This is a genomic window from Bacillus sp. JJ664, from assembly GCF_036962205.1.
Lineage (GTDB): Bacteria > Bacillota > Bacilli > Bacillales > Bacillaceae_G > Gottfriedia.
Map to the genome: position 1 here is coordinate 34,820 of NZ_JBALMS010000050.1, position 14,298 is coordinate 49,117.

Annotated in this window: 12 protein-coding genes; 5 read left to right on the forward strand and 7 right to left on the reverse strand. The window is 33.1% G+C overall.

Features of this window, described 5'->3' with window-relative positions; translation table 11 throughout:
- Positions 1-2: 2 nt before the first annotated feature.
- From fosM to V7056_RS09000, 3 genes are all read left to right on the forward strand, one after another.
- Positions 3-431, forward strand: coding sequence for a FosM family fosfomycin resistance protein (fosM, locus tag V7056_RS08990; RefSeq protein ID WP_499701191.1), 429 nt, complete (start codon positions 3-5; stop codon positions 429-431).
- Between the two features lie 198 nt (positions 432-629).
- Positions 630-1,325, forward strand: coding sequence for a pirin family protein (locus V7056_RS08995; protein WP_499701193.1), 696 nt, complete (start codon positions 630-632; stop codon positions 1,323-1,325).
- 52 nt (positions 1,326-1,377) lie between these two features.
- A complete protein-coding gene (locus V7056_RS09000) occupies positions 1,378-1,803 on the forward strand; it encodes an OsmC family protein (RefSeq protein WP_499701195.1) in 426 nt (141 codons plus the stop codon).
- Between the two features lie 51 nt (positions 1,804-1,854).
- Here the strand turns inward: V7056_RS09000 and speE are convergent, their stop codons facing one another.
- The 5 genes from speE to V7056_RS09025 form a co-directional block, all read right to left on the reverse strand.
- Positions 1,855-4,182, reverse strand: a complete 2,328-nt coding sequence (gene speE / locus V7056_RS09005; RefSeq protein WP_499701197.1) for a polyamine aminopropyltransferase — start codon at positions 4,180-4,182, stop codon at positions 1,855-1,857.
- Positions 4,169-5,014, reverse strand: coding sequence for an adenosylmethionine decarboxylase (speD, locus tag V7056_RS09010; protein ID WP_499701199.1), 846 nt, complete (start codon positions 5,012-5,014; stop codon positions 4,169-4,171). Before speD ends, speE begins: the two co-directional genes overlap by 14 nt.
- Before the next feature lie 188 nt (positions 5,015-5,202).
- Complete coding sequence (locus V7056_RS09015) at positions 5,203-6,357, reverse strand: glycosyltransferase family 4 protein (RefSeq protein ID WP_499701201.1); 1,155 nt, start codon at positions 6,355-6,357, stop codon at positions 5,203-5,205.
- A gap of 11 nt (positions 6,358-6,368) precedes the next feature.
- Positions 6,369-6,902, reverse strand: coding sequence for a phosphatase PAP2 family protein (locus V7056_RS09020; protein ID WP_499701203.1), 534 nt, complete (start codon positions 6,900-6,902; stop codon positions 6,369-6,371).
- A gap of 217 nt (positions 6,903-7,119) precedes the next feature.
- A complete protein-coding gene (locus V7056_RS09025; RefSeq protein ID WP_499701205.1) occupies positions 7,120-7,650 on the reverse strand; it encodes a gamma carbonic anhydrase in 531 nt (176 codons plus the stop codon).
- Between the two features lie 95 nt (positions 7,651-7,745).
- Here V7056_RS09025 and tbcS point away from each other — a divergent pair, with 95 nt between their 5' ends.
- A complete protein-coding gene (tbcS, locus tag V7056_RS09030; RefSeq protein ID WP_499701207.1) occupies positions 7,746-8,840 on the forward strand; it encodes a tetraprenyl-beta-curcumene synthase in 1,095 nt (364 codons plus the stop codon).
- Between the two features lie 14 nt (positions 8,841-8,854).
- On the opposite strand, the gene V7056_RS09035 is transcribed toward tbcS, so the two are convergent.
- On the reverse strand, positions 8,855-10,006 hold the full coding sequence (locus tag V7056_RS09035; protein WP_499701209.1) for a cation:proton antiporter: 1,152 nt from the start codon (positions 10,004-10,006) through the stop codon (positions 8,855-8,857).
- 416 nt (positions 10,007-10,422) lie between these two features.
- Here V7056_RS09035 and V7056_RS09040 point away from each other — a divergent pair, with 416 nt between their 5' ends.
- Positions 10,423-10,719: a DUF3817 domain-containing protein gene (locus V7056_RS09040; RefSeq protein WP_499701211.1), complete on the forward strand. Its 297-nt coding sequence runs from the start codon at positions 10,423-10,425 to the stop codon at positions 10,717-10,719.
- Between the two features lie 100 nt (positions 10,720-10,819).
- Here V7056_RS09040 and V7056_RS09045 read toward each other — a convergent pair whose 3' ends face one another.
- Positions 10,820-13,939, reverse strand: coding sequence for an MMPL family transporter (locus tag V7056_RS09045; RefSeq protein ID WP_499701213.1), 3,120 nt, complete (start codon positions 13,937-13,939; stop codon positions 10,820-10,822).
- Positions 13,940-14,298 lie beyond the last annotated feature (359 nt).

Sequence of the window (14,298 nt, forward strand, 5' to 3'; positions counted from 1 at the left end):
CAGTGGGAATAAAGGGTATTAATCATTTTCTATTTTCGGTTTCAGATTTACAGAAATCAATTGAATTTTATCATAAGGTTTTTGATGCAAAACTACTACTAAAAGGGAGAACAACTGCGTATTTTGATTTGAATGGGATATGGCTTGCTTTGAATGAAGAAAGAAACATTCCAAGAAGTGAAATATATCAATCTTATACACATATTGCTTTTTCGATAGATGAAGATGAATTTGACAGTATGTATCAGAAATTATTTAACCTAAATGTAAACATTCTAACAAGCCGCGAAAGAGATGAAAGAGATAAACAATCTATCTATTTTACGGATCCTGACGGTCATAAGTTTGAATTTCACACTGGTACTTTACAGGATCGGATGTCTTATTATAAACAATCAAAGGGACATATGACTTTTTATGATGAAGAATGAGTCTTGTTTGTGGAAGTAACTTTATTGTTACTTTTACAACAAATAAATATCTTGAATTAAAGATAAAATCCATGATATATTGTAGATGTAACAATGAAAAAACTTGGTTGTTTCATCAATAAATATCTTGAATTAAAGATTCTTTTTATAACAATTTTGTTTTAACAGAGCTATTAGAATAAAAAGGAGTGAAAATTTATGTTTGAAAAAATAAGTAGATACCAATTGGGAAAAGCAGATCATGGTTGGTTAAAAACAAATTATCATTTTTCATTTGCAAATTATTATGACCCAAATAATATGAATTTTGGAGATCTACGCGTATTAAATGATGATGTAATTAAACCAAACAAAGGATTTAATACGCATCCACATAATGATATGGAAATTATCACTTATGTCATTAATGGAGAATTGACACATGTGGATAGTATGGGGAATAAACATGTAATTGGTCGTGGTGATACACAATATATGAGTGCAGGAACCGGTGTATTTCATAGTGAGCATAATTTAGGAAAAGAAGAACTACGATTAATTCAGTTATGGATTATGCCAGATCAAACTGGTTATGCGCCAAACTATGGTGACCTCGTTTCCGATTGGAGCGAAAGAGAAGGAAAGTTTTATCATATGGTCTCTCCTGAGAATGGAAATGCACCAATAACAATTCATCAAGACGCAAATATTTTTTCTCTTTCATTAAAAGCTGAAGAAGAAATCTCCTTTAACGTTTCTGAAAAGAGAAAAGTTTATTTAGTATTATTAGAAGGAAATGCTAATATTAATGGAGAACTGTTTGAAGCCGGTGATGCAGTAAAAAGTATTGAAGAAGACATTCAAATAAAATCTAAAGATTCTTCTCATTATTTATTAGTTGAACTGAAAAAATAAAGAAGATATTATTAGATATTTATTTCTTTTGTAGTGAAAGGAGATTTGATCCATGAACACAAGTATTAAATGGGATGGTAAATTAGCTTTTTCAGGAATAACGCCTTCGGGTCATGAATTAAAGATGGATACTGCTGAGTCTCTAGGTGGGGAAAATAGTGCACCAACACCAGTGGAACTTTTATTAAATGCTGTTGCAGGATGTACAGCTATTGATATCGTACTCATATTAGAAAAAATGCGATTAAAATTAACTTCGTTTGAAATTGAGGTTAGCGGTGATCGTGCAGATGAGCATCCGAAAAGATTTACAGATATACATCTTCACTATATTTTAGGTGGAGAATTAGATGTTGAAAAAGTTAGAAAAGCCATTAAACTTTCGAAAGATAAATATTGTTCGGTGGCCCATTCATTAAATGCAAATATTTCGGCAAGCTTTACGATCAATGGAACAAAGAGTGATGAGACACTTTAACGGTAATTTTAAAAAAGAAAAAAGCATCAATGTCGATGCTTTTTTCTTTTTTTATTTCGCATTATCTAATTGTTTTTGTACATATGTAGGCAACATAAAACATCCTACGTGGAGATCAGTATTATAGTATTTTGTTTCGATACCTAGTGCATTCCATTCATCAACTTTTATGTCTTTAATTGGATCATATTTTTTTGATGCGAATCCAAATAGCCAATGTCCAGATGGGTAAGTGGGCATATGAAATTGGTATACTTTAGAAATTGGGAATGTTTCTTTAATTTTCGAATGCGCTCGTTTCATTTCATGTGCATAGCTTTCGTAATACGGACTTTCATGTTGGTTAATCAGTATTCCATCATCACTTAACACTCGTTTGCAGTTGTTATAGAATGCTACTGTGAATAGTCCTTCACCAGGTCCAATTGGGTCTGTTGAATCTACTAATATTAAGTCATAGTATCGATCATCTGCTTCTTGTACGAATTTTAACCCATCTTCAAAATATAGTGTTAGTCGTTTATCCTGGTCCAATTGTGAAGCGGTCAATGGAAGGTATTGTTGACATAAACGAACAACTCTTTCGTCAATCTCAACCATGTCGACGACTTCTATTGAAGGATAACGTAATACTTCGCGTGCAGTACCACCATCTCCACCACCAATAATTAATACTTTTTTGATTTTTGGATTCACTGCCATCGGAATGTGGGTAATCATGTCATGATAAATAAATTCATCTTTCTCAGTTACCATCATATAGCCATCTAGCGTGAAAAAAGTTCCAAATGTTTCGCTTCTGAAAAAGTCTATTTGTTGAAAATCACTTTTTTCCGAGTGCATATGCTCTTGCACTTTAATTGAAAACTTTGTATCTTCCTGGTGATTTTCTGTATACCATAAATCCATTAAGTTTTCCTCCAAACTTCTATCGACAACTTTTATTACATATGGATCATCATCATCATTAATTGTGATGGTACCTTCGTCTTTAAGGTATAAGTAATGCTGGATTAGTTCTGTGGAAATGAGCTCACCTGGTATACATAAAGGAATGCCAGGAGGGTAAATCATAATTGATTCACCACTAATTAAACCACTAGCATCATGAATTGAGATAATTCGTTTTGGATGATAATACGCCTCGCGTGGTGTCATCACCATTTTTGGGTTCTTCAGGGCGACACTAATGTCAGTATCTAACTTTGGTAATTTTCCGTAAAACCTTTCACTAATATCCCGTAAAGCGTCTAACAGTTTTTGAATGGTTTCTTCATTATCGCCAAGAGAAATAATGGCTAAAATGACATTTGGCTCTGCAAGTTCAATTTGAATGTTATATTCATCTGCCAGCATATCGTAAACCTTGAAGCCAGACATGCCTAAGTCTGACACTTTTACAACAAGCTTTAAATCATCATAATCGAAAACACCAACACCATTGCGATAAGATTCCCGGGTTATACATTGTAAACCATTCATTTCATTTATTTCCTGTTTTGCTTTTCTAGTTAAGTTTAGGAGCTTTTCAAAACGCTCTTTTCCTTCTAAATATAATTTTTTACGCGCTACGTCAATCGAACACATTAATAGATAGGAGGCAGATGTAGTTTGAAATAAATTAATTGTTGATCGAACTCTATTTTTCGTAATGAATCCATCGTTATGTAGTAAAACAGAAGCTTGAGTTAATGCTCCACCTGTTTTGTGTAAGCTCAACGTAACGAGGTCTGCACCTAATAATGCAGCATTCTCTGGTAAATCTGGATGAAAAGAAAAGTGTGCACCATGTGCCTGGTCAACCAATACGGGAATACTTCTTGAATGTGCAACATCAATAATTTCTTTTAAATTAGAGGTTGCCCCGAAATATGTTGGATTGATAATTAAAATCGCTTTTACATCGGAATTTAAGTCAAGGGCGTGCATGACTGCTTTAACTGAAATGCCATTTGCAATGCCGTAGTCATAATCGATTTCAGGCTCAATAAAAACCGGCTTTGCACCTGCTAAAATCAATGCATTAATGGCAGATTTATGAACATTTCTAGGTAATAAGATCTTGTCACCTTGTTCAAGGGCACTCATAATCATATATTGAACGCCCGAAGTTGAACCATTGACCAACATATATGCATGATCTGAATGAAATGCGTCAGCCAGAAGCGTTTCGGCTTCTTGAATAATACCTGTTGGGTGCGATAAATTATCCACACGCTTAGAAGAATTTACATCCATTTTAAGAGCCATATCACTCCAAAGTTCTCTTAACTCTTCAAGTGAGTTTCCTCTTTTATGCCCAGGTACATCAAAGCTAGTGATATCCTCCTTAGCATAGCGGACTAATTCTGTTAAAAGCGGTGTTTTATTGTGATCCATCAATATCCTCCACATCAGGACCATTCCAAAGGTTTTTCCCGTAAAAGATTTCATCCATTTCATATTTAACTTTTTCTTCTATTTCTTGAATTTCATTTTGATCCAATTTTTCTTTTGTATAGCCAAAGAGATAATTATCTAAATCAAATTGCTTTAATTTACATTTTGTATGAAAGATATTTTCTTGGAACACATTTACATCGATCATTTGATACATGTCTTTGATTTTCTGTGGAATATAATTTTGGATTGAATTAATATCATGATCAATAAATAATTTATATCCACTAACATCTCTTGTAAAACCACGAACTCGATAATCGATTGTCATAATATCCGCATCAAATTGATGAATTAAATAGTTTAATGCTTTTAGTGGGGAAATTTCTCCACATGTAGATACATCAATATCAGCTCTAAATGTACTAATGCCATCATCAGGGTGGTATTCAGGATAAGTATGGACTGTGATATGGCTCTTATCTAAAGCAGCTACAACTAGTTCAGGCAAGGGACCAGGTGATTCAGAATAAGTTTCAGAGGATGGATTATCAACCGGACCTTCTGATACTAGAATCGTAACACTGGCACCTTGAGGATCATAATCTTGTTTAGCAATATTTAAGATATGTGCACCAATAATATGAGTAACCTCCGTTAATATTTTCGTTAAACGGTCCGCATTGTACTGATCATCGATATATTGGATATAAGCTTCTCGCTCTTCTTTTGTTTTTGTAAAACAAATATCATACATATTGAAACTTAATGATTTTGTTAAATTATTAAAACCATGAAGTTGAATATGATTATTGTTTGATGATGACTTCATTTATGAGTCCTCCTAGTAACGAAGATAATTAGTTCCTATGTATTGTTTGTTTATGAATTATCCATTATTCACATAAGTTATCTTTTTCAGACGTTCCGATGTAGTCACCTTCTATCGATAGAGTTATAACTCCAATAAGCAATGAAATTTCTTAGAATAAAAAATAAAAAGCCTGAGAAATTCAAAACTCAGGCTTTTTGAGTGAAAAGCATAGGGGAAAGGGGAGGTGTGACGATTTCTTCGTATTCCATTACTAAAGCGTTTAATATACTGTTCCAGTCTTGCGTTAATGCATAGTCTCTTGCTTTTTTTGACATACGTTCTAACATATTGGTTTGTTGTAAACAATCTTCAATTGCTCTGCAAAATGACAATGTATTTTTCGGTTCACAAAGTATGCCGGTTGAATAATCTCTAATGATATTTTTTACGCCGCCAGCATTTGCACCGATTACAGGCGTGCCACATGCCATTGCTTCAAGTACAACATTACCAAAGGTCTCTGTATCTGATGGAAATACCATTACATCACTTACACTATAAATTTCAGCTAATTCATTTTTTTGTAAATACCCGGTATAGATGATTTGGTTTGTTCCTGTTTTTTTCATCATTTCTTCTTTTTTTGGTCCGTCTCCTACTATGACCCAAGTAAGCTGATTTCCAAAACGCTGTTTAGAATATTTCATAATATTTGTTAATGTATCTAAGTCCTTTTCGGGTGCAATTCTTCCGACGAAGCAAATAGTATATTTTGAGGTAATCTGATATTTTTGCTTAATTTCTTCTTGATCTTCAGCTGGTTTAAATAATGAACAATCTACTCCGTGGGTCCAAACTGAAAGATTATTGAATCCCTTGGTATTTAAGTGATGTAAAGTATCTTTTGATGGAACAAATATTTTTTTTGTTGGTCGGTGAAACCAATCTAGGTACTTCCATAAAAAGCTTTCTAGATAGGTTAATTTATAATAATGAAGATAATAATCAAAATTTGTATGGTATGAAGCAACTAATGGAATATTCAGTTTTTTTGCGATTTGAAGACCACACAAACCAATTGTAAAAGGTGTAGCGATATGGATGATGTCAGGATTAAATTCTTTTAATTTCTTCTTTATTTTAGAGAAATTAGGAAGTGAGATTTTACATTCGGGATATATTTTAAAAGGAACACTTTTTAATCTTGTCACATTCTCAGTAGAACCGGCTCCACAATCTTCAGGCGAAAAGACATGAAAAGAATGGCCGTTTTCGTTTAAATAGTTTGTGAAACGATTTAAGGTTTTTGCCACACCATTCACTTGAGGAACATAGGTGTCGGTAAAAATTGCGATTTTCATGTTTTTCCCCCTCATAAGTTATATATCAAAAAAAGTGAAATTAATGCGGTAGAAGTACCTAATACAAGACCGCAAAAAACGTCAGTAGGATAATGAAGACCTAAATAAATTCTCGAGAAAGCAACACATCCGATTATAGGTAGTATGAAAATTGCAGTCATTGGTATATAAATCATAATTGGTAATGCAACCGACACAATCGCTGTTGTATGACCAGAGGGGAATGAATAATCAGTTAAAGGTTCTTTCGGAACAAACGCTCCTTCTAACTTTAAATAAGGTCGTTTACGTGGATAAAATTTTTTAAAAAAGTGTACAGGTATATGACTAAGTGTTAGCGTACATGCACTCAAAATAGATGCCTGATGTAAATCATTTCGGGAGAAGATTAATAGGATTAATGTTGACACAATACAAAAAGTTGCACCGCCAAGATGAGTAATTGTACTAAAAAATAAATTCAAGTAACGCTTTTGGAATAATGAATTAACGCGATAAAACAATTGGCATTCGAATGTATAAATCTTTTGAAGAAGTGCGCTCATTTTTCATCCCTCATTATAAGTGTTATTTGTAAATTAATTATAAAAAAGGAATATGGATTTAATTAGAACCTTTTGTAAATGAACAATGTAAAAGTGTAAAAAAATGTTAAGAAAACCTGATTTGCTTAAAATACAGCCGTTATAATAGCGTATGGTAAATTTCCAGATTGGATCGGACGAGCAATGTAATAAAAAAAGAGACTTATCAAAAAGTCTCTTAGCTTTGAGGTGAATGATTTGATTCAACTCTTTTATAATATTGTCCTTTTTCCACATACTCTCTACGAATACGGTTCATATCATCAATGTCTTCTTTGGTTAGTTCTCGTACGACTTTAGCAGGTCTACCAAATGCTAATGAATTTGGAGGAATGACTTTGCCACCTGGAACTAAACTGCCAGCACCAATCATTGCACCTTCACCAATTTCTGCTCCATCTAAAATAATTGATCCCATTCCAATCAATGCATTTTTACGAACAGTACAACTATGTAAGATTACACTATGCCCTACAGTAACTCCATCTTCCAAAATCAGTGGATAGTTAGGACTTTGATGAAGTACACATAAATCTTGTACATTCACACCATTTCCAATGATTGTGTCGTTAACATCTCCACGAATAACTGCTCCAAAGAAAACGCTACTTTTTGCGCCAATTGTGACAGAACCAGTAACTGTTGCATTTGAAGCGATAAAAGCAGTTGAATCAATTTGGGGTTGCTTCCCGTTATATGGTAATATCATACTTATACTATGCCTCCATAATTTATATTCTATATACTGAGTATAAACTTATTTAACTAACTTGTAATTAATGAAAAACAGGGAGGAGTGAAAAAATGTCACTACCTAGAAATCCAGTTCAATTAATGCCAAAGGTTTATAAAAATGTATTTCCTTTAGTGCACCAGGAATTAGATTATTGGAAAAACTTTGCAAGTAGAATTCCAGATCCAGAACTTAGAAAACAAGCATTAATGAGTATTGATACAAAAACGTTCCATTGTGAGGGTGGGGCAATTTTAGCATTACTTTCTGAAAAGAACATAAAACCAATTATTGAATTTATAGTTGCCTATCAAACTATTAGTGATTACTTAGATAACTTATGTGACCGAAGTACCTCACTTGATCCTAAGGATTTTGAAGCATTGCACGAATCGATGATTGATGCAGTTACTTGTCAAAAGTCAGATCAACAATATTACCGATTTAGAGATGAGCAGGATGATGGAGGCTATTTAAATGCGCTAGTAGAAAAATGTCATCAAAGCTTAAGACAGTCACAGTATTACGGTGATATTAAAGATTATTTAATACAATTAGCAGATTATTACTGTAAATTGCAAATACATAAGCATGTTAAGATGGATGAACGAGTACCAAGACTCACAAATTGGTTTGAAAATTATCAGGCGGATCTTCCAGATTTAGAATGGTATGAGTTCTCTGCATGCGCAGGTTCAACGCTAGGTATTTTCTGTTTAGTTTCGTATTCATTTAATGAGAAAATTACTAAAGATTTATTTGAACAAGTTTACAATAGCTACTTTCCATATGTTCAAGGGCTACATATTTTACTTGATTATGTAATTGATCAGAAAGAAGATGAAGATGGTGGAGATTTAAACTTCTGTAGTTATTATCCATCTAAGGATGTCATGTTAAATCGCATTGAATATTTTTCAACGAAAAGTGATGAATCATTAAAAAACTTAAGAGATTATCGTTTTCACCGTATGATTTATCAAGGGTTGCTTGGTATTTATTTAGCAGATAAAAAAATGGCAGGTCCTGATGAAATGAAAAAGATACGAAGAGGTATTGTTAAAAACGGCGGATTCACTTCATTCTTTTTCTATGGAAACGCAAAATTGTATTTTAAATTAAAAGAATTAAAATCGAATAGTAAAAAAGTGAAGCATTCAGTGTAATGCTTCACTTTTCTTTATGCAGAAATTTCTAAGTCAGTGCTTTTTTCTGTGAAGAATATTTTCATCAGTAGAGGTGTAACGATTGTCGTAACGAGCACAACGATCACAATGATTGAAAACATTTTATCAGTTAATAATTGGTTTGCTAATCCTGTTGATGCGATAATCAGTGCAACTTCTCCTCTGGAAACCATTGCTGAACCGATTCCTAATGAACTTTTACGATTAAAGCCAGCAAGCTTAGCACCAAGCGCACCGCCAATAAGTTTCGTTGCGATTGCAATCAGACTTAATACGATAATCATTGGAATCGAAGTTGTGATTCCAGCAAACTGAACTGATACACCGATTAACGTAAAAAATACAGGTACAAATATTGAGTAAGATATCGTCTCAACCTTCTGAACAACTTCATGTTTAAAATTAGTAACAGAAATAGAAACGCCAGCGATATATGCCCCGATAATGGCAGCTACCCCAGTTTTTTCAGCAAATATAGCAAAGACAAAGCAAATAATTAATGCAGCTGAAATTAATGTTTCAGATACATTTAATTTTGTAAATCTCACTAAAATCCAAGGAACGACTTTCCAACCTACTAAAATGGCAATGATAAAAAATGCGAATTTTTTCAATAGCATAAGAGATAAATTTACATCGCCTCCACTAAAGCTCATAACAAAGGCCAAAGCAACAATGACAAGCACATCATCAATTACTGCAGCTCCAAGTATTGTGGCACCTTCTTTAGAATTTAATTGTCCCATTTCCTTTAATGTGGCAACGGAGATACTGACACTAGTTGCAGAAAGCAATAGTCCTAGAAAAATAGCCTCAAAGTTAGATAGATGAATCATCATTCCATATAAATAACCAATACAAAGTGGAAAACCAATTCCTAGAATTCCTACATATGTTGAGGCCTTCCATGATCTTTTAAATTCCTTCACATCAGTCTCTAATCCCGCTATGAACATAAGAAGGATGACCCCGATTTCACTGATTTCATGAAGAGTGTCAGTTTCTGTAACTAGACCAAGCACTGCTGGTCCAATCAGAATCCCAACAAGTAGTTTCCCTAAAACTGCGGGTTGACCAAATTTCGTACTAACATCACCTGCCAATTTAGAAGCAATTAATATGATAGCTAATTGAACATAAAGCATAAAAGTTTCCTCCAATCTAATTTTGGTGCATAAAAAGAGCCTGCGACATTAAGATAAGTAAAAGACATACTTATCCCAATGTGACAGGCTCCTCCAAGGTTTGCATTCAATTAATATATTATATGTATAGTATAAACGAAGGTTGAATAGTAATACAAGATAGAATTGCAAAAGAGGAGGGAGGGAGAGGAGGACTAAAAGATGTTTTGAACAAAGATTATTATATAGTCTTTGAAATTATAGGTTGATAGAACCAGAACCTAGTAATTGAATGTATAAATATTTGGTAGGTAAGAGATTTGTAAATAATTTGCCACATATTTATAAAAATAAACTGAAAATTTATGGTAGTGTTGAAATTAGGACTGTTTTTAATGTTTATCAGTATTCAGTAGGTTCAATCAGGGGGAGATTACATGCTAAAATCACCAATTGGAAAATTTAGATTGATGGGGTTAATAGAGGGCATATCGTTACTCGTATTATTATTTATTGCCATGCCACTTAAGTACTTCGCGGGTTTACCAGAAGTTGTGACATTAGTCGGCTCACTTCACGGTTTCTTTTTTGTTTTATATGTTATAACAATTACATATGTTACCTTTAAAATTAGATGGTCTTTCATGTGGGCAATATCAGCGTTTGTTGTTGCATTTATTCCTTTTGGTAATCTTATACTTGATGCGAAATTACGTCGTTCGTTCACAATATAATTAAAGTAGATGGGTTTTACAGATTTCAAATATGATCGGCTTAATGTAAATAAAAAAGGATAGGTAAGCAGATATGATTTCTGCTTACCTATCTTTTTTCTTATTCTGAAAGGGTTACGTTATGTTCCACTACTTGATGATGTGATTTGTTCGTTGTAAATAATTTAGACGAGAAAATAGGATATAGAACAGGAATCACCAAGAACGTTAATCCAATAAACCCAATTAAGGAAGCAAGAGCGGATTGAACAAACAGGTAACTACTACTAAATAACAATCCTGCAAAAATTGCACTTCCTACAACTCCAACAGCAAACATACTTGCGATATTACCTGCTAATAAAGCTTCTTTATCTTCTGTGTCAGTAGAAGGATTAACATATAAGTGAGCCAATAAAGTACAAGCAAGAGCAAACACTAAGTAGATTGCAAAAATTGGAACTAGGAATTTCAGGCCTAATTGATCGTATTGTCGGATAAATACTTGCTCTGCAAAAGCATTCCCAGCGATATAAACAATCGCTGCTGCACCAATTGAAATAATAGAATAGAAAATATTTCTATATGCAATTGTTAATAATAAAACAGATGCAATTAATGAATAAGTAATTAACCATTTTAAATCATCAGTAATAATTGGTTTTAAACTATATACTGTTGAAGGATCTTCAGCTAAAGCTAAATTAGCGGCTTCTAAGCCTTGATCTTTTAATGATTTAAGAGCAGTTTTTCTAGCTTGATCTACTAAATTAGTGCCTTCAGTAGAGATTGGTGTTTTTTCAAATGTAACATCAAGCGTTGTTACTAATGAATCTTTTGACATATAGTTATCAAAGATTTTTTGGAATTCTGGTTTGCTTAATGCTTCTTCTGGTAAGTACCAACCCGTTAAACTTGGATTAAAGCTTGTTGTTAAACCACCTAAATAGCCTTGTGCATTATTTAAGCCATCATAAATTTGATTTAATCCACCAACAGTTTGACCTAATCCATCTTTCAGTTCTCCAACTTTATCAACGAATAGACCAATACCATCACCTAATTGAACTTGACCATCCTTTAGTTGACCTAAACCATTTGTAACTTGAGGAACATTTTTAAGCACCAATGATTGACCATCAGCAGCTCTTTCAATTCCATTTTCTAATTCACCCATACCAGCGTACAGTTTTTCTAAACCAGCTACTAATTTTGTTTGGCCATCTACCACTTGACCCATACCTGCATTAGCTTTTTCAAGACCAGCTAAAAGTAATCCCGCACCGTGTTCAGCTGTACCTACTTTTGTAATGAATTCTGTTAAACTATCATCTAACAGTTTAAGCGTACCTTGTAGTTCTTTGTAGTATGTATCTGAAGTGATTTCAGGATACTTTTTACCTAGACCTGCAGCCAACTGTTGAGAACCTTGAATACCAGCTTGGATTTTAGCAAGGTTCATTTTAATATCACTAACACCGTTATAAAGTGTTTTAAAGTTCTTCTCAATTGTTTTGTATCCTGTTAATAATTCTTTACTTCCTGCTATTAATTTCTTTGTACTATCTTTTGCAGTTCCTAAGCCGTCATGTAGTTGACCAGCTCCAACAGAACCCTTTCTTAAACCATTTTCAATTTGTGATAAACCATCTTCTAATTTACCAACACCTGTTTCAAGTTTTGTTGTACCAGTAACTAACTGATCAATACCATCAGTTGCTTCTTTTAATTTAGGAGAAGAACTTTCTAATTCATCCTTTGCTCCTTGAAGTCCTTCACGAATTTGATTAACTCCATCATTTCCTTTACCAATACCATCCTTTAAAGTAGCAGCTTGTGTAACAAGCATTAATGGATCTAATTCACTACTAAATGGACGAGAAGCACTTCTTACGGATTCTACTCCATCCATTTGTGAAAGACTGCGAGATAATGCTTCGATAGTAGTCATTCCTGTTACTGTATTCCATGGCACAGTATTTTCGATAACAAGTTTCAGTGGTGTAGATTTACCTTCACCAAATTCTTTTGCAACTAATCTTGATCCTTTAGCTGCATCTTCGTTTGGAAGACCATCTACTGTACTATAAGCAATCTTTTGTTGGTATAGACCAACAATTGGTGCAATGATCAATAAAGCTACTAAAGTAAAAATGCCACCTCTTCTTACAACTAAGCTGTTCCATTTTTGCCAACCTACAAATTCTGCTGTTTTAGTATTAGGAATAGAGAGTGACTTCCCAAATACTGCAAATAAGCTAGGTAAAAATGAGATTGAAGCAAGATAAGATACGACACCTAAAACTATTAGTGCACTTAAAGATTTTGTGATTTGAAATGTTGTATTTAGTAATCCAATACTTAGTAATGTAAAAACCGCATGTGAAACTAGTAAACTATATTGTTTATTTGATAATGCAAAAATGAGTGAGTGTTCATTCGATTTTTGGGTAGACAAAATTCCAGCATAACGGTAGTACAAACTAAAGCTTGCAACAATACTTAGTAAAAATGCGAATAAGCCTAAAGCAAGTGGAGCGATGTTCGTAATCGGAAGCTGACCATTATCTACTAATAAGCTATAAATCGAAGCGCTTACTAAATAATTAACTAAAGTTAGAACAACAGCAGATACTACAACAAGTGGTTTACGTGTGATTATTACCGAAGCAACTAATGCAAGAATTCCAGCAATGATAATCCCTTTTTTTAGCCCTTCTTCGTTTTGTAAATTTGCTTGTTCATCAACGAAAATCTTACCTGTTACAATTCTTTCTAACCCATCAACTTTTGACAATGATTGTAATTCTTTGTACAGAGTTGTTAAATTTTTACCTTTAATATTTAACGTACCTGATAATAAGATTACTTTTCCATCTTTTGATTCTAATGTATTTTTTAAAGCGGGTTCGTCAATTGAATTAGATACAGAAACAAGACCAATTGAATCTTTATTATCTTCAAGATTACTTGCAACATCTTTTACAGCCTCTTTATCTGAGTCCGATAATTTTTCATTACTGTAAAAAACAATAGCAAAACTCTTTTTGTTCTTCGGATCCATGTCATGATCAAGTTGGATCTGTTCGGCTTTCATAACTTGCGTGCTTAAGGGTAACTTTAATGTTCCTTTTTCTTCAACTAAAGAAGATAGGGAAGGGGATAAGAAACTTAGTGCGATCGCAAGTACTAGCCAGATAGCAACAACTAAGTATTTTCGTTTTACGAAAAATGATGACATTGATACACCTCCGTTTAATTTAATTAATACAACATTTTGTACAGTTACAGGAATTTAGATTGAAAATTCTGAATTTAGTTAAAATAAATAATTAGAGCTAAAACCTGTACAAAAAGACTGTATGTATATCATTTTAATTCAGACTTATTTTAAAAATTAGACAAAAAATTAGACAAAGTTTTTAAAAAATATTTCAATTTACAACTCGAAGCTTGTCTAATGTTCCTTTTTTCGTATTGTGAAATAATGATAAGAGATAATCAATTTGTCATAAGAGAATTATTGTATATAATGCAAATAGACTACACGTAGAAAACGTTTTCATTACAATCAAACTATTATTACGGTATTTTATTTTA

Coding starts and splice junctions, on each gene's coding strand:
- V7056_RS08995 (WP_499701193.1), top strand. CDS start 630: ATGTTTGAAAAAATAAGTAGATACCAATTGGGAAAAGCAGATCATGGT.
- V7056_RS09000 (WP_499701195.1), top strand. CDS start 1,378: ATGAACACAAGTATTAAATGGGATGGTAAATTAGCTTTTTCAGGAATA.
- speE (WP_499701197.1), bottom strand. CDS start 4,182: ATGGATCACAATAAAACACCGCTTTTAACAGAATTAGTCCGCTATGCT.
- speD (WP_499701199.1), bottom strand. CDS start 5,014: ATGAAGTCATCATCAAACAATAATCATATTCAACTTCATGGTTTTAAT.
- V7056_RS09015 (WP_499701201.1), bottom strand. CDS start 6,357: ATGAAAATCGCAATTTTTACCGACACCTATGTTCCTCAAGTGAATGGT.
- V7056_RS09020 (WP_499701203.1), bottom strand. CDS start 6,902: ATGAGCGCACTTCTTCAAAAGATTTATACATTCGAATGCCAATTGTTT.
- V7056_RS09025 (WP_499701205.1), bottom strand. CDS start 7,650: ATGATATTACCATATAACGGGAAGCAACCCCAAATTGATTCAACTGCT.
- tbcS (WP_499701207.1), top strand. CDS start 7,746: ATGTCACTACCTAGAAATCCAGTTCAATTAATGCCAAAGGTTTATAAA.
- V7056_RS09035 (WP_499701209.1), bottom strand. CDS start 10,006: ATGCTTTATGTTCAATTAGCTATCATATTAATTGCTTCTAAATTGGCA.
- V7056_RS09040 (WP_499701211.1), top strand. CDS start 10,423: ATGCTAAAATCACCAATTGGAAAATTTAGATTGATGGGGTTAATAGAG.
- V7056_RS09045 (WP_499701213.1), bottom strand. CDS start 13,939: ATGTCATCATTTTTCGTAAAACGAAAATACTTAGTTGTTGCTATCTGG.